Genomic DNA, 19,044 nt, shown 5'->3' with positions numbered 1-19,044 from the left:
ATGATTTATGAGCCTCTCGGTTGCCGTCCAGATGGACCCTATGGAAAGCGTCAATATTGCCGGTGATTCCAGCTTTGCGCTGATGCTCGCGGCTCAGAAGCGCGGACACAGCCTCTACCATTATGATGTGACGACGCTGACTTGGGAGGCCGGGCCGAATGATGCAGAGCGGCTGATCTGCAAGGCGCATCCGGTGACAGTCCAGCCGGTTCAGAGCGACCATCATCGCTTTGGTGATCCAGTGACGCTCGATCTGGCTCGCGACGTGGATGTCATATTGATGCGGCAGGATCCACCCTTTGATCTGGGCTATATCACCGCGACGCATCTGCTCGAGCGGCTCGGAGGGCAGACTTTGGTGGTCAATGACCCGATATCGGTGCGTAACGCGCCGGAAAAGGTCTTTGTCCTCGATTATGCGCGCTATATGCCACCAACGATGATCACCCGTTCGCTCGATGATGTGCGCGATTTCCAGAAGCGCCATGGTGCGCTGGTCATCAAGCCGCTGCACGGCAATGGCGGCAAGGCGATCTTCAAAATCCCCGAAAATGGCGAAAATCTCTCAGCGCTGATGGAAGTGTTCAACCAGACCTGGCCTGAGCCGCATATGGTGCAACCGTTCCTTCCCGAAGTGGCCAGGGGCGACAAACGCATTGTGCTCGTCGATGGCGAGGTGGTCGGCGCGATCAACCGCAAGCCGGGCGAGGGTGAATTCCGCTCCAACCTCGCCCAGGGCGGCTATGCCGAGGCGACCGAACTGACAGCGCGCGAACAGGAAATCTGCGATGCCATGGGCCCGGAACTGAAGAGACGCGGCCTGACCTTTGTCGGTATCGATGTGATTGGCGGCGAATGGCTGACCGAGATCAATGTCACTTCACCGACCGGGATTGTTGCCATCGATGCCTTCAACAACAGCGATGTTGCCGGGAAGATCTGGGATGCGATTGAGGGGCGGCTGAATAATCAGTAGACAGCCTTAAGCTCTTGGAGTGTAAACACTAGGCTATTTCAGTTATCTGACTGTGGATAAAGCTGTGGAAAAAATAGGTCTGTAGCGCTTTAATTGTAGGGTTATTAAAGTTACTTTAAACTTGCAATGTTAGCAAGCTTCCTTATGTTGAAAGTGACGCTACGGAAAGCTGGGGGTATACGCTTTCCGCATTGCCAGGCTTGATCTAATTCTCTTAGATTTTCTTGACCATGCGATCCTATCCCCCTAAGCCGCAGTGGCTAGATAATTGACAGGAGATTTCATATGGCAAAGCGATATTTTTTCATGGAGGGATATGGCGGCGATTAAAATCAATATCTCCTAAACTTGCAAAAAGCGCTTTCAGGCATCTATTGTTTGAAGGCGCTTTTTATTAGAGGGGCATATGAAGGAATTTTTCGGCAAAGTTATTGCGGCTTCGCCATTCATTGAGGTGATATTAATCTTTGCAGCAGTCGTTGTTGCGTTTTTCACATATACGCATACAAAAAAAGTTGCCCGCAAGCGCGCCACTATGGATTTCATTTTGGATACGTTTTTGGATGAAGTAGGGTCCGACAAATATAATCGGTTTAAAGCCATTCTGAGAAGATATGACTCTGATCCCGATCTTGACATTAAAGATTTAGCGGAGCCGAGCGACAATCCTGAAACTGAGGAAGACAGGAACGCAGTATTTTTTCAACTTAACAATTATGAATTAGTGGCATTGGGAATCCATAAAAACCTGTTTGACGAACAGTTTTATAAGAGGTGGTTTCACCGTCAATTAACGCGCGACTATCGTATGACAAAGGAGTTAATTGAGAAAATTCAAAATGACTCTGGACCGAGCAAGAAGTTGGTTTATAAAGAATATTCGAAGTTATCCAAAAATTGGATAAATAATAGATTACCCGGAACTAATGTCCCTTGGTATAAAAAGATATGGTGGTCTATTTGGTACAATGATGAAGATATGCTCGTGCTTTTAAGTCAGAGTAAGAATTCAGATGATATTAGCTGATGCGTTTCGTTCTGGTAATCACGCCCGCGGATGCGCCTTGTCGTAAATATCCATCAGCTGAGCCGCATCGACGGCGGTGTAGATTTGCGTCGAACTGAGGCTCGCATGGCCGAGCAGTTCCTGCAGCGAGCGCAAATCGGCACCGCCACCGAGCAGATGTGTCGCAAAGCTGTGACGCAGCGCATGGGGTGTCGCGCTGTCGGGCAGGCCCAGTGCAGCACGGGCGCGCTGCACCGCGCGGCGGACCATGGCGGGATCGAGCCGCCCGCCGCGCACGCCGCGGAACAGTGGTTCCTCTGTGCTTTTTCCCCATGGTGACAGCGCGCCGTAATCATTCACCGCCTTGGCCACTTGCGGCAGGATCGGCACGATACGCTGCTTGTTGCCCTTGCCGGTGATGCGCAGCGTTCGTTCCAGCGGCAGCACACCGGCATTGAGGCCAAGCGCCTCGCCGATGCGCAGTCCGGCGCCATAGAGCAGCAACAGCACCGCCCAGTCGCGCGCCGCGACCCATGGTTCGCTGGCTTCTTCGGATACGGCTTCGGCCAGGGCAATCGCGGCATCGGCGGCAATGGCGCGCGGCAGGCTGCGCTTTAGTCGTGGTCCGCGCGGCAGCGGCGCGATGTCGCTGCGGCCTGTCTGTTTGGCGGCAAAACGGATGAGTTGGCGGATCACCGACAATTCGCGCGCAATACTGCGATTACCCAGGCCCTCCACGCGGCGTGCTGCCAGATGGCTGCGGATATCACGCGAATCCAGTTCGGCAATCGCGGCCCAGCTGGTGCAGCCTGGGATTGCCTCAAGCAGCCGTTCGGCAGTGCTGCCATAGGCGCGCACGGTGTTGGGCGAATAACGCTTGCCCTGTTCCAGATGCTGCCGCCATGCGGCAAGGATCGCCTGCCTGTCCATGAAGCAAGTGTAGAGCAACTTTGCGCAACAGAGAAGTGACGTCATTGCGAGGAGTCGAAGGCGACGCGGCAATCCAGAGCAGCGCGAGACGCCCTGGATTGCTTCGCTGCGCTCGCAATGACGGAACTTGTCTTTCAGGAAGCGACTTCGACTTCCTCAAACACCGCCAGTTCGGCGATAATCGTGTCGAGCAGGATATGTGCTTTGCGGACGACACGGATATGGTCATTTTTTGCTTCGCACAGTCCCATATCGTTCAGCATCGCCAGTTTCTGCCGATCGATGATGTCGCTTTTTGACAGACCGAAACGCGCGGCCAACATCGCCAGATCAACCCCCTCGGTCAGCCGCAACCCCATCATCAGCGCCTCACTCGCAGCTTCGCGGGGCGCGAGATGGCGGCTTGTCTTGATCCCACGGCCATTGCGCGCCACTGCGGAGAGATAGTTTTCCGGCTTTTTATGCCGCTCGGTCGCTTCCTGCAGGCGGCGGCCATGGGCGCCAGGGCCGATGCCGATATAATCGCCATAGCGCCAATAGGTGAGGTTGTGCCGACTCTCCTCTCCGGGTCGCGCATGGTTGCTGATCTCATAGGCGGGCAGACCGGCGGCGTGGGTCATTTCCTCGGTCAGGGCATAGAAATCGGCGGCGCGGTCGCCATCCATCGGATCGAACAGGCCGCGACGCACATCGCTGGCGAAGCGGGTATTGGGCTCGATGGTGAGCTGGTAGAGGGAGAGATGGCCGGTGTCCTGATCCAGCGCCCGCTGCAGCATGGCGCGCCATTGGTCGAGTGTCTGATCGGGCAGGGCATAGATCAGATCGAACGAAACGCGTTCGAAATTTTGCTGCGCGACCCCGAGTGCAGCCAGTCCCTCCTCAGCGCCATGCGCCCGTCCAAGAAAGCGCAGCGCCGCATCATCGAAGCTCTGCAAACCGAGCGATACACGGTTGACGCCTGCTGCCGCCAGATCGCCAAAGCGCGCCGCCTCGACCGAGGACGGGTTGGCTTCCAATGTGATCTCGACATCATCGGTAAAGCCCCAATGCTGTCCGGCTGCATCGATCAGTCGTGCCACCAGGGCCGGGGGCATCAGCGACGGTGTACCACCACCGAAAAAAATCGAATGCACCAGGCCATCAGGCGTCAGTCCAGCCTCATAGGCCATATCGGCGAGCAGCGCTTTGGCCCATGCCTGGTCATCAATATCGGCGCGGACATGGCTGTTGAAATCGCAATAGGGACATTTGGAGATGCAAAACGGCCAATGCACATAGAGTGCCAGCCCCGTTTGCCTGTCATTCATCATTGTTGCGCTATTGCCGGTCATATGAAAAAGGCCCTTATCCTGTTGACGGCGCTTTCGCCAGTGCTGCTCGGGTGCATCCCGGCGAGCGAAGGCGAAGCTGCAGCCCCGCCCAAAATCCGTTCAGTCTATGATGGCACACCAGCGCCGCGTGGCGATACGATGCTGCGCCGGACGATGATGCAGACGCATAATGCGGCACGTCGCGATGTCGGAGCGGCGGCGCTAAGCTGGGATAATACCCTGGCCCGCTCGGCGCAGATCTATGCCGATAAGCTGGCGCGTACTGGTAGGTTCGAGCATGATCCCGACAATACAGGCCCTGCTGCTCAGGGCGAGAATCTGTGGATGGGGACGCGCAATGCCTTTGGTTATGCCGAAATGGCCGGAGGCTGGGTCGATGAGCGCAAGATGTTCAAGCCCGGTATTTTCCCGGATAACAGCACCACGGGCCGCTGGAGCGATGTCGGCCATTACACCCAGATTATCTGGCCGACCAACACCCATATGGGCTGTGCGCTCGCCAGCAGCCGCAGCAATGACTATCTGGTCTGCCGCTACAGCCCAGGTGGCAATATTGTCGGCCGTGACCCGCTTAAAGGCTAGAAAACCGAGGCTACCAGCTTGGCGAACGCATCGGCGCGGTGGTCATGCTCCATTTTGTGTTCCGGTCCCAGCTGGGCATAGCTTTGCGTCTCGCCATTGGGGACGAAAACCGGGTCATAGCCAAAGCCCAGTGTGCCGCGTGGCGGCCATGTCAGCGAACCATAAGCGCGGCCCTCGAATATTTCATAATGGCCATCGGGCCAGACCAGCGCCAGCGTCGAGATAAAATAGGCACTGCGATCGGTATCAGGGCCCAGCTCGGCCAGCTTGCCCTCGACCTTGCCCATGGCGAGATACCAGTCGCGTCCTTCTCCGCCCAGGGCCTGGGCCTCAAACCACTGCTTTTCAGCCCAATCGGCGGTGTAAACACCCGGCGCGCCGCCAAGTGCGGCGACGCATAGCCCACTATCATCGGCGAGTGCGACGCAACCCGTAGCCTCACAGGCCGATCGCGCCTTGATCAACGCGTTTTCGGCAAATGTTGTACCGGTTTCCTCGGGTTCGGGCAAACCGAGATCACCCGCTGCCTCGGTCTGCAAGCCATGGGGCGCCAGCAGCGCATCGATTTCCGCCAGCTTGCCCCTGTTATGGGTGGCGATGATCAGCCGGCCCGGCTCGAGTTTGCGGTGGGTCATACTATCTCTCTATTCGTCATGCTGCACGTGTTTCAGCATCTGCTATCATTTCGCCAGAGTGCTTGAGATACTGAAACACGTTCAGGATGACGAATGGTTAGGCTACCGCCTTGTCCTGTGCCGCAAAGATGCCGTCACAACCCATCCGTGCCAGCCGCAGCAGCCGCAGCAGCGCTTCTTCATCATAGGTTGCGCCTTCGGCGGTGGCCTGCACCTCGGCGATATTGCCATCGCCGATCAGCACGAAATTGGCGTCGGCATCGGCGTTGCTGTCTTCGTCATAATCGAGATCGAGCACCGGCGTGCCCTGATAGACACCGCAGCTGATGGCAGCGACTTTCTGGGTGATCGGGTCATGCTCGATCAGCTTTTGCTCGAGCAGAGTGTTGACCGCCAGCCGCAAAGCGACCCATGCGCCGCTGATGCTGGCGGTGCGGGTGCCGCCATCGGCCTGAATCACATCACAATCGAGCGTAATCTGGCGCTCGCCCAGCTTCTTCAAGTCCACCACAGCGCGCAAGGATCGCCCGATTAGCCGCTGAATTTCTTGTGTCCGGCCCGATTGTTTGCCGCGCGCAGCTTCACGGCTGCCGCGGCTATGGGTGGCCCGGGGCAGCATCGAATATTCGCCGGTGACCCAGCCTTCGCCCTTGCCGCGCAGCCAGGGCGGCACCCGCTCCTCGATGCTGGCGGTGCACAGCACCCGGGTATCGCCAAAGCTGATCAGGCACGAACCTTCAGCATGTTTGGTGAAACCGGTTTCAATCATAATGGCGCGCATTTCATCCGGCGTGCGGCCCGAAGGGCGTGAAGACATAGGTGATTCTCCATGGCTGGGTGTCTTGTCGGCAAGCGTTAGAAGAATGGTCAGCGTGTTACCAGATGGATTTAGCCGGATAGCTTGGTAAGAGGGCTATATGAGTGAGAAGCGGCAAATCGTTTACTTTCATGGCCTTCCCGGGACAGCGGAAGAGTTGCAGCTGTTCATTGAGGCGGAGCATTTCGAAAATATGGATATATTCGTGCCGGGGCGGCGCAATACAAAGGACCGCCAGGCAACGGACACATATTTTCAGTCCTTGGCGAGGCAGGTCGACAAGCACTTTCCGGCAGGTAAAATCGAAATTATCGGCTTCTCTCTTGGAACCTTTGCCGCATTGCAAACCGTGCCGCATATTGAAAGACACATTGACCGGATTGACCTGATCGCCATTGCCGCTCCGCTGCATTGGGGCGCATATCTTGACGCAATGGCTGGCAAAGCGGTGTTCTCCACAGCACAAAAAAGCGCCATGGGTTTTCGCACCATGGTAGCGGTTCAAGGGCTTTTCTCGCGGCTAATGCCAGACTGGATGTTTGCACAAATATTCAACAGCGCAACCGGTAAAGATGCTGATCTTGCGCAGACAGAGGATTTTCGCGCCGTTATTGCCGATATGATTAGCCAAAGCCTCAATCAAAATCGTTCTGCGTATATGGCTGAGATAATGCGCTATGTTCGCGACTGGCAGCTTGCCGATGTCGTGCGCTCAATACCTGTGAAACTGTGGCACGGAGAAGCGGACAACTGGACGCCTTTGGCAATGGCGCATGACATGCAGAGCTATTTGGGTGCATATGCGGAATTGGAAACTTTCGCGGGTCTGTCGCATTATTCCACGTTACAAACTGCGCTTCCGCAAATCCTTACTGGCGCAAAGGCAAGTGTTGATCTTGAGCGATCTTCCACAAAACCCTAGATACTGATTATGGTCACCACACCCATCTCCGATATGGACGACCGCACCCGCGATGTGTTTCGCATCGTTGTCGAGAGCTATCTCGATAGCGGCGTGCCGGTGGGTTCGCGGACCATCTCAAAGACTTCCGATCTCAACCTTTCGCCCGCCTCTATCCGCAATGTGATGCAGGATCTGGAGGAGATAGGTCTGCTCGCTGCGCCGCATACCAGCGCCGGCCGGATGCCGACAGAGCAGGGGTTGCGGCTGTTTGTCGATGGCATGATGCAGGTGGCTGAACCGACGCCCGAGGAGCGCGCTGCGATCGAGACCCAGCTCAACGGCAATGGCCCGATCGAGGATGCGCTGGCGGCGGCGACCACTGCGCTTTCGGGTCTTTCCGCATGTGCCGGGGTGGTGATGGTGCCCAATCGCGAGCCCAAGCTGAAACAATGTAACTTCGTCCGTCTGTCGGAGCAGCAGATATTGGCGGTCCTGGTCGGCGAGGATGGGAGCGTCGAGAACCGGCTGATCGAAACCGATTCACCGCTGCCGACATCGGCTCTGGAAGAGGCGGCCAATTTCATCACCAGCCGCTTTTCCGGGCGCAATCTCAGTGAAGCCTTTGCAGCAATGGGTGAAGAAATTGCCAGAGAACGTGCCGCCATCGACAAGGCCAGCGCTGATCTGGTGGCGCGCGGCATTGCAACCTGGTCGAAGGATAGCGCTGCGCGTCCGGTGCTGATCGTACGCGGTCAGGCCAATCTGCTCGACAATGAGGCGGTGGCGGATCTGGAGCGGGTGCGGCAATTGCTGGGCGAATTGGAGGAGATGCAGGAGATTGCCTCACTGCTCGACAGCGCGCGCGAAGCCCGATCGACACGGATTTTTATCGGCGCGGAGAATAATTTATTCTCGCTTTCCGGCTCATCTGTGATAGCGGCCCCCTATCGTGACGGGCAGGGCCGGGTCGTCGGCGTCATCGGCGTGATCGGACCCACCCGCTTGAACTATGGCCGTGTGGTTCCCATGGTGGACTTTACGGCGCGCAGCCTGACCCGGCTATTGGGCTGAGGCTGCCGGGACAAATTGAGAATTGCTAGACTGTTATGAGTGACATGAACAACGACAACAAAATCGATGATACAGCTACAGAAGCCGAATTGAAAGGTGTTCCTGAAGATCTGCGCGAAGGCGGCGATAATGCAGGCGAACAGGGCGATGATGCTAACACCGCGAATATTGCCGAGCTCGAAGCCGCAATGAATGAAGCGAAACAGCAGCTGCTCTACGCCCAGGCTGAGACACAGAATGTCCGCCGCCGGATGGAAAAGGAAGTGCAGGATGCGCGTGCTTATGCGGCAACCGGTTTTGCCCGCGATATCCTCTCGGTCTCGGACAATCTGGCCCGTGCACTGGAAGCAATTCCCGATGACTTGCGCGACGATGAGAAATGGAAAGGTCTGATTGCAGGTATCGAGGCAACCGGGCGGGAACTTGAAAAGGTATTCGGCCAGCATGGCATCAACCGCATCCCTGCGATGGGTCTGCTGCTCGACCCCAACCAGCACCAGGCGATGGTCGAGATACCCACTGACGAGCATGAACCTGGCATAATCGTGCAGGAAATGCAGACTGGATATATGATCAAGGACCGCTTGCTCCGGGCGGCCTATGTCGGTGTGGCGAAGAAACCGGATTAGCAAAATAACCGTTCGGACTGAGCTTGTCGAAGCCCTGTTCTTGTTTTGCAAGTAAAGTGTGGCCGTTGGTTCTGCGCACCGTCTAGGATTCCGACCGGCTCCCGGTGAGGGGTTACTGGTTGGGTTTGGGCACCAACCCCAGCCGGTCGCGCATCATCCAGCGGATCAGCATAAGTACCGCTACCACCGCCAGCCCTGACGCAAGCCCGGTCCAGATGCCGACGCCATCCCAGCCGGCCCAGAAGGCCAATCCGGCGCCGACACCGATGCCGACAACCCAATAACCCAAGGCCGCAAACAGCATCGGTATCCGGGTATCCTGCAATCCGCGCAGCATGCCGGCGCCGACTACCTGCGCGCCATCGGCGATCTGGAAGATCGCCGCCAGCATCAGGAACTCGACCGCCAGTGCCATCACCGCTTCGGCATCGGGGTTGCTGTAATCAATAAACAGGCTGGCCAGCTGTTCCGGGAATATCCACAGACTGAGCGCCATCAGTGTCATGAAGCCGGTACCCAATACAAAGGCAGTCCAGCCGGCACGGTGAATCATCGCCGCATCGCCCCGGCCATGACCCAGACCGACACGCACTGTCGCCGCCTGGGCCAGGCCCATCGGCACCATGAAGCTGATCGAGGCGATCTGCAGCGCAATGGCATGCGCTGCAACCGAGAGTGTATCGATCCACCCCATCAGGATCACCGCAATGCTGAATACGCCGCCCTCCAGCCCGAAGGAAATCGCAATCGGCAGTCCGAGATTCCAGATACCACGATAGCGCGTCCAGTCGGTACGCCAGAAATTGCCGAACAGCCGGTAGCGGCGAAACTGCCGGTCACCGGTGAGCACCAGCGCCATGCCCGCGACCATCAGTGCATTGGTAAGCACGCTGGCGATACCTGCGCCCAATACGCCAAGGGCAGGGAAGCCGAAATTGCCGAAGATCAGCGCATAGTTGACCAGAATATTGCCGAGCACACCGATAATACCGATGATCAGCGACCATAGTGGCCGCTCGAGCGCCGAGATAAAGTTGCGCATCACCATCAGCATCATGAATGGCAGGATTGAGAACATATAGGCGCGGACATAGATTTGCGCCTTGGCTGCAAGGTCAGGCAACTGCCCCATGGCCAGCAACAGCGCTTCGGCATTCCACAACACCAGCCAGATCGGCAGGATGACGGTGAAGGCCACCCAAAAGCTCTGGCGGAAGGTGCGGCGGACATCGCGCACGCTATTATGCATCCGGCCCAGTTCGCTGGCGATCATCGGCGCGCTCGCGGTCATCAGCCCCATGCAGAAAATCGCTGCCAGCATGCACAGGTTGAAGCCGAGCGTGGCTGCAGCCAGATCATTCGCCCCGAGCCAGCCGATCATCAGCACATCTGTGGCACCGATCAGCGACATGGTAAGATTGGTCAGGATCAATGGCCATGACAGGTTGACCATGGCGCGCAGCTCCACCCGCCAGGGCGATGACAGCGAAATGACAGGAGAGGGCGCGGTGATCGGCATGCCCGGCCTTTAGTCCCGCGACTGTCAAAACGCCATAGTTTGTGCACAGGCCAAGAGCGGATTTCTGCCCGCCAGCTAGCTATAGATTTCGTCTATTGCACTGCTCGTCGCAATATATCGCAGAGGCTGATTTCGTTCAGCCAGCATCTAGGAAACTGCGTTATTTTACATCCCGAAACAAAGGGAGAAGCATGATGCGTAAGACAATGTTGGTTGCCCCCGTAGCGATAGCGCTGACCGTATCGGCCTGTGCCGGAAACTATGCCGGTGAAGGCGCAGGTGTTGGCGCGATTGGCGGCGCGATCATCAGCGGCGTCACCGGCGGTGATGTTATCGAAGGCGCCGCTATTGGCGCGGCTGCCGGTGCCGCAGTCGGCTATTTTGTCGACAAGGATGACCGCTGCGATGGTTATGATGACGATGGCCGTCTCGATGATGACTGCTATGGCCAACGCGGTTATCCGGCCCGTCGACCTGACTGACCCTTGTCACCGATAATCCGGACCGGTCAGAAGAGGCCGAAAGCGGCCAGAGCAACGCCAAGGCCAATAATCGGCACAATCACGGTGAGCGCGCCGACCGCTGGATAGGCGGCGGCGTGGGTCTCGCCACATACGGCACGGATGGTAGTCACGACATAACCATTATGCGGCAGGCTATCGAGTGCGCCCGAGGCGATGGCAACGGTGCGGTGCAGCTGGTCCGGATTGGCGCCGGCATCGATATAATGCGGCGCGATCAGCGGCAGGGCGATGCTCTGTCCGCCCGAGGCAGATCCGGTGAGGCCAGCGATCACAGTCACGGCTATCGCCGCACCGATCAGCGGATCGCCGGGCAGGGCCTGCACAGCGGTCAGTGCTTCCTGAAAAGCGGGAGTGAGTTTGGCTACGGCACCAAAGCCTACGACCGCACAGGTATTGACGATAGCGATAACCGCGCTCACCGCACCGCGTGAAAACGCATCGGGCATGGAATGTCGTGATGCCCAGCCAACCGCCATGGCCACAGCCGCACCGCTTCCAAGTGCAACCACCAAGGCCCATTTGCCAAGCGATTCTGCGGGCAGGATAGCAGATAAAGCCCCTACAGATTGCGGGTATTGGAAGATCAGAAATACCACCAGCACCGCCACTAACGGCAAGATACACAGCAGAGGCGGCGGCAGGTTGCGCAGCTTGTCATGCGCATCATCACTGTCGCGTTCGACGAAATGCTCGCCGCGTGCGACCGCGCGACGGACCATGAACTGCAGCCAGATATAACCCAGTCCGGCCATCAGCAACGCTACCAGCAGGCTGACCTCCCATGCGGCATAGGCGGTGGTGTTCAGATATTGCATCGGGATGAGATTCTGGATTTCGGGTGACCCGGCACTGGTCATGGTGAAGGTCACCGACCCGAAGGCCAGCGCCGCCGGAATGAAGCGGCGCGGCAGATCGGCTTCACGGAAGAGATGCACCGCCAGCGAATAGACCGAGAAACTGACGATAAACACGCTGACCCCGCCATAGGTGAGCACTGCACAGGCAAGAACCACAGCAAGAACCGCATAGCGGATGCCGATGCGCTCGACAATCCAGTGGGCAACGCTGGCCGCGGCCCCGCTCGCGCCCATAATCTCGCCGAAAATCGCGCCGAGCAGAAACATAAAGAACCAGTCAGCGAAAAAGCCGGTAAAGCCGGCCATATAGGCGCTGGCAAAATCCGGAGCTTCATTGATAGCCATGGGTGGCAGCAGGGCCAGACCCGATGTCAGTGCAACCAGCAATGCGGCGATCGGTGCAGCCAGCAGGATATTGATCCCGCGCACCGTCATCCAGATCAGCAGGACAAGGCTGCCGACAAGGCCAATCGCACTCAGCATGTGTTATCTCGCGTCATTCAGGCAATCTGACTGGCAACGGGGGTGAAAGGCAATATGCCGTTATAATGCTCGAGTGGCGGTGCACCGGGCAGATCGGCGCCCTCACGCAGCAGATAGACATGACGGACAATCTCCGCCTGCTGCTCAATGCCATAGCGCTCCAGTGTCCATCCTGGCTTGAGACTGTAGTCATAACGGCAGAAAGCATGACGCCGGATCGGCAGGAATATACCTTGCTGATGCTGCCAGACATGCACCATTTCATGGACAAACAGACCGCGCAGACCAAGCCGTGCAGTGCTGAAATCGTCGCGCCACAATTCGCTCTTGGGGTGGAAATGGATATGCCCCATCGGTGCCATTACCGTTTTGCGCGGCTGGAACCAGAACCATTTGTGCCGACACACGCGCACCGTTGCGGTATCGACGGCATTGCCGAAGACCGACTGCACCATGGCAATCTCGCCAAATGTCAGTGGGCGGCCTTTATGCGGCATGGAGCGATTTATTCGCTGTCGCTGCCGATGGTGCTGGCTGTTGCTTCCACTGCCAGTGTTTCGCCATCGGCAAAGTTCAGCGTCATCGCGACGGTTTCACCTTCGGCAGGCGCGTCCAGACCGAAAATCATCACATGCTTGCCGCCGCGTTCAAAGGTTACCTTTTCGCCTGCCGGGATGGTGATCGCTTCAATTTCCTGCATCGATGCCACGCCATCATTTTCAACCGTTTCATGCAGCATGACATTGTCTGCGCCGACAATATCGACGCTGGTCAGGCTGCGTTCGCTTGCACCGCCATTCAGGGTAAAATAGGCCGCTGCCGGGCGCCCCGGGACCGGCGAAAGCGCCACCTCTGCATCCGTTACCGTGAATTCGATTGCCTCTTCCGTCGGAGCATCGGTCTGCTCCTGCGGGCTGCATGCCATGACAGAAAGAGAAAAAAGGACAGGAAAAATAAAGGTATAGCGCATATTTTGTCTCACATTCGACATTGAATAACAGCTTTGAAGGCTGGTTTGTTCTCCCTAGTTGCCTCTACGTCTTGTGCCAAGGAAAACTGCTCCTATATCGCATCCGGGAAGGGTGACTCCGTGCCGCGGTACGGGGTCAAAATCTGTTTTATGCAAGATTGAGGATCTTATGGCTAAAGTAATTGGTATCGACCTTGGCACCACCAACAGCTGTGTCGCTGTAATGGAGGGGGACAAACCCAAGGTAATCGAGAATTCCGAAGGCGCGCGCACCACGCCGTCGATCGTTGCATTTACAAAGGATGGCGAACGCCTGATCGGCCAGCCTGCCAAGCGTCAGGCGGTGACTAACCCGGACAATACCATTTTCGCAGTGAAGCGCCTTATTGGTCGCCGCTTCGATGATCCGATGACCAAGAAGGACATGGAACTGGTCCCTTACGAGATCGTCAAGGGCGGCAATGGCGATGCCTGGGTGAAAGCCGGGGGCGAGGATTACAGCCCGTCGCAGATTTCTGCTTTCACGCTGCAGAAGATGAAGGAAACCGCCGAAAGCTATCTTGGCGAGACTGTTACCCAAGCGGTGATTACCGTTCCGGCCTATTTTAACGATGCCCAGCGTCAGGCAACCAAGGATGCAGGCAAGATTGCCGGGCTGGAAGTGCTGCGCATCATCAACGAGCCGACCGCCGCTGCTTTGGCCTATGGCCTCGACAAGAATGACGGCAAGACCATCGCGGTTTATGACCTTGGCGGCGGAACGTTCGATATCTCCATCCTCGAAATCGGTGATGGCGTGTTCGAGGTAAAGGCCACCAATGGTGACACCTTTCTCGGCGGCGAAGACTTTGACTCCAAGGTTGTCGAATTCCTTGCCGGTGAGTTTGAAAAGGCCGAGGGCATTGACCTGACCAAGGACAAGCTGGCCCTTCAACGCCTCAAAGAAGCAGCGGAAAAGGCGAAGATTGAGCTGTCTTCGGCCCAGACCACAGAGGTCAATCTGCCGTTCATCACCGCTGACCAAAATGGTCCGAAGCATCTGGTGAAAACCATCAGCCGTTCAGATCTGGAAAAGATGGTTGCGGACCTCATCAAGCGCACGCTGGAGCCTTGCAAAAAGGCGCTGGCCGATGCGGGCATGAAGGCTGCTGAAATTGATGATGTTGTTATGGTCGGCGGCATGACACGCATGCCCAAGGTGCGCGAAGTCGTGAAAGACTTTTTCGGCAAGGAACCGCATACCGGCGTGAACCCCGATGAAGTTGTCGCCATGGGCGCCGCCATTCAGGCCGGTGTGCTGCAGGGCGATGTCAAGGACGTATTGCTGCTCGACGTGACCCCGCTGTCGCTGGGTATTGAGACGCTCGGTGGTGTGTTCACCCGCATGATCGACCGCAACACCACCATCCCGTCGAAAAAGTCGCAAACCTATTCGACTGCGGATGACAATCAGCAGGCGGTGACCATCCGCGTGTTCCAGGGTGAACGCGAAATGGCGGCAGACAATAAACTGCTCGGCCAGTTCGATCTGGTCGGCATTCCGCCTGCGCCGCGCGGTGTTCCGCAGATTGAAGTGACCTTTGATATTGACGCCAACGGCATTGTGAATGTCAGTGCCAAGGACAAGGGCACCGGCAAGGAACAGCAGATCCGCATTCAGGCCTCTGGTGGCCTCTCCGATAATGATATCGAGCAGATGGTGCAGGATGCCGAAAAGTTTGCCGAAGAAGACAAGCAGCGGCGCGAAGCTGCGGAAGCCAAGAACAATGCCGAAAGCCTGGTCCACCAGACCGAGAAGCAGCTGGAAGAGCATGGCGACAAGATCGATGCCGGGCTGAAGTCGGAAATCGAAGCCGCGATTGCCGAAACCAGGACGGCTATTGAAGGTGAAGACGCCGAGGCGATGAAGGCCAAGTCCGAGGCATTGGCACAGGTGGCCATGAAGCTTGGTCAGGCGATTTACGAGCAGGAACAGGCCACAGGCGGCACCGATGCACCACAGGGTGACGGTGGCGAAGCCAGCAGCGACGACGATGTTGTCGATGCCGAGTTCTCGGAAGTCGATGATAACGACAATGACGAGAGCGACGACAAGAAAGCAGCGGAATAATCCGCTCGCGCAATTTAAGGGCGACAGGCAGGCATGGCGCCGGCCAGTCGCCCGATTGCCATTTGAGCCGACAAGGCCCGAACAGCGCTAAGGCACATCGACATGGCTGCAGATACTGAATTTTATGACCTGTTGGGCGTCGGCCCCGGTGCCAGCGATCAGGAACTCAAATCCGCCTATCGCAAAAAGGCGATGCAGTATCACCCTGATCGCAACCCCGGAGATGCCGAGGCCGAGGCCAAGTTCAAGGCACTTGGTGAAGCCTATGAGTGCCTGAAAGACCCGCAGAAGCGCGCCGCTTATGACCGTTATGGCAAAGCCGCATTTGATGGTGGTGGTTTTGGTGGCGGTGCCGGGCCGGGTGATGCCGGTTTTTCCGACATTGGCGACATTTTCGATACCATCTTCGGTGGTGGTTTTGGCGGTCAGCAAAGGCGCGGCCCGGCGCGCGGCGCCGATCTGCGCTACGACATGGAAATCACGCTGGAAGAGGCGTTTCACGGCAAGACCACAGAGATTCAGGTCGACGTGTCGGTGGTCTGTGACGATTGCGGTGGCACCGGAGCCGCACCCGGTACAACCAGCCGCAAATGCCACCTTTGTGGCGGCACCGGCAAGATGCGGGCGCAGCAGGGCTTTTTTGTGGTCGAACGCACCTGTCCCAATTGCCACGGCAGCGGCGTGGTGATTGAAGACCCGTGCCGCACATGCGGTGGCGAGGGCCGGGTTGACAAGACGCAATCGCTCAAGGTCGATATCCCGCCCGGTGTCGACAATGGCACCCGTATCCGCCTGTCGGGCAAGGGGGAGGCCGGCCCGCATGGCGCGGCGGCGGGTGATCTTTACATCTTCATCCATATTGCCAAGCACCGGATATTCGAGCGTGAAGGTACAGCGCTGTTCACTCGGGTGCCGATCAGCATCACCACCGCGTCACTGGGTGGCGAAATCCGCATTCCCGGCCTTGATGGTGAGCAAAGCGTGATCAGGATTCCGGCGGGTATCCAGTCGGGCAAGCAATTACGTCAGCGTGGCGCCGGTATGCCGGTGCTGCAGGGCCGGGGGCGCGGCGATCTGGTGGTGCAGATCGATGTCGAAACACCGACCCGGCTGTCATCGCGGCAGAAGGAATTGTTGCGCGAGTTTCAGGAAACCGAAACCGGCGAGGAAAGCCCGCAAAGCAAAGGCTTTTTCGACCGGGTAAAGGACTTTCTCGGTTGATTAGGACTGCAAGTCTGCAGGGTCGGGCATCTTGGCTTCGACCTCGCGGCGGATTTTAGGTACCAGATTGGGGTCGGTGCGTAGCCGTGACTCCTCCTCGTCGAGTACGGCGTGGAAGGTTTTGCGTTTGAATTCCTGTACCACCGCATGGTCCAGCACATTGGCATCATCCAGGGTCGAGACGATGAGGTCGATCATCCGTTCCGCCCCGTGCAGCCTTCCCCAGAGATAGTCATTTTCGCGATAGGCGCGGCTGAAAAACGCGCCAAAGCTGTTGAACTCGATGCCCTTGAGTGTCGCATCGGCACCACCACTGCGAATGGTCGGGGCGTCATCGGGTGAAATACGGTCGACCTTTATCGGATCGAACTCGTCCAGCCCTTCGCCCTGAAGGATCGGCAGTGTGGCAATGTCATAAAATGGGAAGCCGAGATAGGAGAGCAGCATTTCACGGCGCGCTTCCTTGGGCAGCATTGTCAGCGCCGTGCTGATCTTTTCGTCGGCCAGTGTGTCGACGGCGCGCAGGTCCCGGCCTTCGGCCAGGATTTCGAGCGCCTTGCCCGGTTGCTGGATGGCGATATGGGCAATTTCGGAAAAGTCCTGACCGTGCATGTCCCTGGTTTCACGCTGCAGATAGAGTGACAGACAGTCATAAATAGTGTCGTTCATCGCCATCACCGCTTCGGGCGGAGCATTGTCGGCATCAGCTATACCTTCACGCAACCGCCGTGCCATGAACCGCAACCGCCGGACCCGGAAGCCCAGATCCTGTGAGCGGAAGAAGTCGATTGCCTGTTCGGTGGCGCCGCCTGAGCTGTTGGCGAGGTTGGAAAAACCATGCGCCTGAAGATATTTCCACAATGTTTCGCGCAGCTCAAAGGGATAGACCGATGTTGCTTCAGGATGTGCGCGGCGCAGGGTGAAGACGATATCCTCGACAATGCCATTCAGCTTGAGTTGACCATAGGGACCATAGGTGAAGCCGGCCATGCGCGCGGCCTTGTTCTGCGCCTTGTTGCGCCATTGGGCAAGCCGCTTGGCCGTGGGTCGGTCGAGAAACAGTGTACGGCCGAACAGTCTGGCCACGGTCGCCTCGACATCGCTGCGCAGGTTGTCGGTGACCTGCAGCATGCGCTGCACTCGCGAGCTGCGGCCTTCGATCATCTCCAGATTGTCGCGGATCGGTTGTTCGCGCGGAATGTCGGAAATGGCGCCGAAGATGGTCGCAAAAAAGCCGGGCAGGGGGCTTTTTCGGCCTTTTGCCTTGCGCTCCCTGGCTTTCTCTGCCGTGGCACCGCCAAAATCGGGCTTGGGGTCAATATAGACGAAGCGCCGGTCGACCTCACGATGCGCAGGACGGTTCTTCAGCGCCTCCATCGCCTGACCGAAGGGCGCATTGGTCAGCACTGCGCCATCGACCAGCACCGTATCTTCAATAACATCGCGGGCATATTGCTGCGGCAATGTACGGCGCAGAAAGTCCTCGCGCGTCGGCCATGGCCTGTCCTTCTGCTCGAGCAGGTGATCAATCTCGTTGACGGTGAAGGGCGGGAAGGCACCAGGAAAACTGGCAGTTGCACGCGCGGCGAAGACCAGTTCCGCCGGGTCGGCCAGCGGCGTGCCCTCACCGCGTGTGGCAGAGAAACGGATGGTCAGCCGGTGTTCGGTCTCGACCACCTCGGGCGGGCTGTGCAGGCGCATACGCTCGAGATGACCGTGGAAATCGGTAACCGTGACGAACAGGTCGAGCGGTTGTCCATGCGGGATCAGTTTTGGTCCCTTTTCCGAAGCCTGCATGGCATCCATCGCATTATACAGCAGTCGCGAAAAGCCGATGCCGCTGAACGGCGGCGCAAACCAGCGCGCCCGGATCAGCCGCGACAATTTGGTCTTGACCTCATTGCGCGCGCTTTTGCTGACGGTGCGTTCGACAGTGCCGCCGGGCCGCGACAGGGCAAACCACACCAGCGGTTGTGCCCAGAATTTGGTGAAGCGCGAGAATGGGCGTGCATCGGGATCAAGCAGCACATCGATATCGGCGCAGTCGAGCCATAAATCGGTCAGTGGCTCAAGCGATTCGCCACTCATAAGTGCCTTGGCAAGGAACACGCCGTTAATGCCGCCGGCGCTGGTCCCGGCGATGATATCGGGCAATATTCTGAGCTTCAGATTGCGCTGTTCGGCGATCAGTTCGAGCAGCGCGCGGTAAATGCCCTGGCTACCGTCAACCGCCTCGTCATTGGCATGAAAATTCCGACTGGCGCGGGCCAGCCGCCAGATTTCTTTGGTGATGCCATGCATATAGACGGCAAGGCTGATGCCGCCATAGCAGACAAGGGCAAGGCGGAGTTCCTTTTGGCGCATGGCTTATGTTTTGCAGGGCAGGACCATGTTGTCGAGAGATATTCGTGCTAGGTGGCGTAAACAGATTTGTACTGACAAAGCATGTTTTGTTCTTTATTTGTTTCGTATTGGCTGA

The 19,044-nt window shown here is 57.6% G+C and carries 18 protein-coding genes; 9 read left to right on the top strand and 9 right to left on the bottom strand.

Annotation, left to right across the window (positions count from 1 at the left end; all coding sequences use genetic code 11):
- Positions 1–7: 7 nt before the first annotated feature.
- Positions 8–976 carry a glutathione synthase gene (gene gshB, locus AAFX04_06930; protein ID MEO1045154.1) on the top strand — a complete coding sequence of 323 codons (969 nt, stop codon included), beginning with the start codon at positions 8–10 and terminating at the stop codon, positions 974–976.
- Positions 977–1,382: 406 nt separating this feature from the next.
- Positions 1,383–2,003: a DUF4760 domain-containing protein gene (locus tag AAFX04_06925; protein MEO1045153.1), complete on the top strand. Its 621-nt coding sequence runs from the start codon at positions 1,383–1,385 to the stop codon at positions 2,001–2,003.
- An 18-nt stretch (positions 2,004–2,021) separates the two neighbouring features.
- Here AAFX04_06925 and AAFX04_06920 read toward each other — a convergent pair whose 3' ends face one another.
- Both AAFX04_06920 and hemW read right to left on the bottom strand, forming a co-directional pair.
- Complete coding sequence (locus tag AAFX04_06920) at positions 2,022–2,912, bottom strand: tyrosine recombinase XerC (protein ID MEO1045152.1); 891 nt, start codon at positions 2,910–2,912, stop codon at positions 2,022–2,024.
- A gap of 134 nt (positions 2,913–3,046) precedes the next feature.
- Positions 3,047–4,243: a radical SAM family heme chaperone HemW gene (hemW, locus tag AAFX04_06915; protein MEO1045151.1), complete on the bottom strand. Its 1,197-nt coding sequence runs from the start codon at positions 4,241–4,243 to the stop codon at positions 3,047–3,049.
- On the opposite strand from hemW, the gene AAFX04_06910 reads away from it, so the two are divergent.
- Positions 4,244–4,825, top strand: a complete 582-nt coding sequence (locus AAFX04_06910) for a CAP domain-containing protein (protein ID MEO1045150.1) — start codon at positions 4,244–4,246, stop codon at positions 4,823–4,825.
- Here AAFX04_06910 and rdgB read toward each other — a convergent pair.
- Both rdgB and rph read right to left on the bottom strand, forming a co-directional pair.
- Positions 4,822–5,460: an RdgB/HAM1 family non-canonical purine NTP pyrophosphatase gene (gene rdgB, locus AAFX04_06905; GenBank protein ID MEO1045149.1), complete on the bottom strand. Its 639-nt coding sequence runs from the start codon at positions 5,458–5,460 to the stop codon at positions 4,822–4,824. The two genes, AAFX04_06910 and rdgB, sit on opposite strands and share 4 nt — an antisense overlap.
- A 97-nt stretch (positions 5,461–5,557) precedes the next feature.
- Entirely contained in the window at positions 5,558–6,277 is a 720-nt protein-coding gene (gene rph, locus AAFX04_06900) for a ribonuclease PH (GenBank protein MEO1045148.1), read from the bottom strand.
- A 100-nt stretch (positions 6,278–6,377) separates the two neighbouring features.
- Here rph and AAFX04_06895 point away from each other — a divergent pair, with 100 nt between their 5' ends.
- The 3 genes from AAFX04_06895 to grpE are packed head-to-tail and all read left to right on the top strand — an operon-like array spanning position 6,378 to position 8,881.
- The gene (locus AAFX04_06895; GenBank protein ID MEO1045147.1) at positions 6,378–7,199 is read left to right on the top strand and encodes an alpha/beta hydrolase; all 822 of its coding nucleotides are present in this window, start codon (positions 6,378–6,380) and stop codon (positions 7,197–7,199) included.
- 9 nt (positions 7,200–7,208) lie between these two features.
- Positions 7,209–8,252: a heat-inducible transcriptional repressor HrcA gene (gene hrcA / locus AAFX04_06890; GenBank protein ID MEO1045146.1), complete on the top strand. Its 1,044-nt coding sequence runs from the start codon at positions 7,209–7,211 to the stop codon at positions 8,250–8,252.
- Between the two features lie 44 nt (positions 8,253–8,296).
- Positions 8,297–8,881 (top strand): nucleotide exchange factor GrpE, encoded by a 585-nt coding sequence (grpE, locus tag AAFX04_06885; protein MEO1045145.1) that lies wholly within the window; start codon positions 8,297–8,299, stop codon positions 8,879–8,881.
- A 112-nt stretch (positions 8,882–8,993) separates the two neighbouring features.
- Here grpE and AAFX04_06880 read toward each other — a convergent pair whose 3' ends face one another.
- Positions 8,994–10,400: an MATE family efflux transporter gene (locus tag AAFX04_06880; GenBank protein MEO1045144.1), complete on the bottom strand. Its 1,407-nt coding sequence runs from the start codon at positions 10,398–10,400 to the stop codon at positions 8,994–8,996.
- Between the two features lie 191 nt (positions 10,401–10,591).
- On the opposite strand from AAFX04_06880, the gene AAFX04_06875 reads away from it, so the two are divergent.
- Entirely contained in the window at positions 10,592–10,882 is a 291-nt protein-coding gene (locus AAFX04_06875) for a hypothetical protein (protein MEO1045143.1), read from the top strand.
- A 26-nt stretch (positions 10,883–10,908) separates the two neighbouring features.
- Here AAFX04_06875 and AAFX04_06870 read toward each other — a convergent pair whose 3' ends face one another.
- From AAFX04_06870 to AAFX04_06860, 3 genes are read right to left on the bottom strand one after another with little or no spacing between them, the layout of a single operon-like run.
- Entirely contained in the window at positions 10,909–12,264 is a 1,356-nt protein-coding gene (locus tag AAFX04_06870; protein MEO1045142.1) for a GntP family permease, read from the bottom strand.
- Between the two features lie 17 nt (positions 12,265–12,281).
- Complete coding sequence (locus tag AAFX04_06865) at positions 12,282–12,761, bottom strand: vgr related protein (GenBank protein ID MEO1045141.1); 480 nt, start codon at positions 12,759–12,761, stop codon at positions 12,282–12,284.
- A gap of 8 nt (positions 12,762–12,769) precedes the next feature.
- Entirely contained in the window at positions 12,770–13,189 is a 420-nt protein-coding gene (locus AAFX04_06860; protein ID MEO1045140.1) for a copper chaperone PCu(A)C, read from the bottom strand.
- A 214-nt stretch (positions 13,190–13,403) separates the two neighbouring features.
- Here AAFX04_06860 and dnaK point away from each other — a divergent pair, with 214 nt between their 5' ends.
- Together dnaK and dnaJ are read left to right on the top strand one after the other, a co-directional pair.
- Complete coding sequence (dnaK, locus tag AAFX04_06855) at positions 13,404–15,344, top strand: molecular chaperone DnaK (protein ID MEO1045139.1); 1,941 nt, start codon at positions 13,404–13,406, stop codon at positions 15,342–15,344.
- 102 nt (positions 15,345–15,446) lie between these two features.
- A complete protein-coding gene (gene dnaJ / locus AAFX04_06850) occupies positions 15,447–16,565 on the top strand; it encodes a molecular chaperone DnaJ (protein ID MEO1045138.1) in 1,119 nt (372 codons plus the stop codon).
- On the opposite strand, the gene AAFX04_06845 is transcribed toward dnaJ, so the two are convergent.
- The gene (locus AAFX04_06845; GenBank protein MEO1045137.1) at positions 16,566–18,929 is read right to left on the bottom strand and encodes a patatin-like protein; all 2,364 of its coding nucleotides are present in this window, start codon (positions 18,927–18,929) and stop codon (positions 16,566–16,568) included. It abuts the gene before it with no gap.
- Between the last annotated feature and the right edge of the window lie 115 nt (positions 18,930–19,044).

It is taken from the genome of Pseudomonadota bacterium (assembly GCA_039818985.1).
Taxonomy (GTDB): Bacteria; Pseudomonadota; Alphaproteobacteria; order Sphingomonadales; family Sphingomonadaceae; genus Alterisphingorhabdus.
The sequence above is the reverse complement of the archived record's forward strand: the minus strand, read 5'-3'. Positions and strand labels throughout refer to the sequence as shown.

Bases quoted from the DNA above. Each gene is read 5' to 3' on its own strand.
- gshB (MEO1045154.1), top strand. From the start codon at position 8: ATGAGCCTCTCGGTTGCCGTCCAGATGGACCCTATGGAAAGCGTCAAT.
- AAFX04_06925 (MEO1045153.1), top strand. From the start codon at position 1,383: ATGAAGGAATTTTTCGGCAAAGTTATTGCGGCTTCGCCATTCATTGAG.
- AAFX04_06920 (MEO1045152.1), bottom strand. From the start codon at position 2,912: ATGGACAGGCAGGCGATCCTTGCCGCATGGCGGCAGCATCTGGAACAG.
- hemW (MEO1045151.1), bottom strand. From the start codon at position 4,243: ATGACCGGCAATAGCGCAACAATGATGAATGACAGGCAAACGGGGCTG.
- AAFX04_06910 (MEO1045150.1), top strand. From the start codon at position 4,244: ATGAAAAAGGCCCTTATCCTGTTGACGGCGCTTTCGCCAGTGCTGCTC.
- rdgB (MEO1045149.1), bottom strand. From the start codon at position 5,460: ATGACCCACCGCAAACTCGAGCCGGGCCGGCTGATCATCGCCACCCAT.
- rph (MEO1045148.1), bottom strand. From the start codon at position 6,277: ATGTCTTCACGCCCTTCGGGCCGCACGCCGGATGAAATGCGCGCCATT.
- AAFX04_06895 (MEO1045147.1), top strand. From the start codon at position 6,378: ATGAGTGAGAAGCGGCAAATCGTTTACTTTCATGGCCTTCCCGGGACA.
- hrcA (MEO1045146.1), top strand. From the start codon at position 7,209: ATGGTCACCACACCCATCTCCGATATGGACGACCGCACCCGCGATGTG.
- grpE (MEO1045145.1), top strand. From the start codon at position 8,297: ATGAACAACGACAACAAAATCGATGATACAGCTACAGAAGCCGAATTG.
- AAFX04_06880 (MEO1045144.1), bottom strand. From the start codon at position 10,400: ATGCCGATCACCGCGCCCTCTCCTGTCATTTCGCTGTCATCGCCCTGG.
- AAFX04_06875 (MEO1045143.1), top strand. From the start codon at position 10,592: ATGATGCGTAAGACAATGTTGGTTGCCCCCGTAGCGATAGCGCTGACC.
- AAFX04_06870 (MEO1045142.1), bottom strand. From the start codon at position 12,264: ATGCTGAGTGCGATTGGCCTTGTCGGCAGCCTTGTCCTGCTGATCTGG.
- AAFX04_06865 (MEO1045141.1), bottom strand. From the start codon at position 12,761: ATGCCGCATAAAGGCCGCCCACTGACATTTGGCGAGATTGCCATGGTG.
- AAFX04_06860 (MEO1045140.1), bottom strand. From the start codon at position 13,189: ATGGCATGCAGCCCGCAGGAGCAGACCGATGCTCCGACGGAAGAGGCA.
- dnaK (MEO1045139.1), top strand. From the start codon at position 13,404: ATGGCTAAAGTAATTGGTATCGACCTTGGCACCACCAACAGCTGTGTC.
- dnaJ (MEO1045138.1), top strand. From the start codon at position 15,447: ATGGCTGCAGATACTGAATTTTATGACCTGTTGGGCGTCGGCCCCGGT.
- AAFX04_06845 (MEO1045137.1), bottom strand. From the start codon at position 18,929: ATGCGCCAAAAGGAACTCCGCCTTGCCCTTGTCTGCTATGGCGGCATC.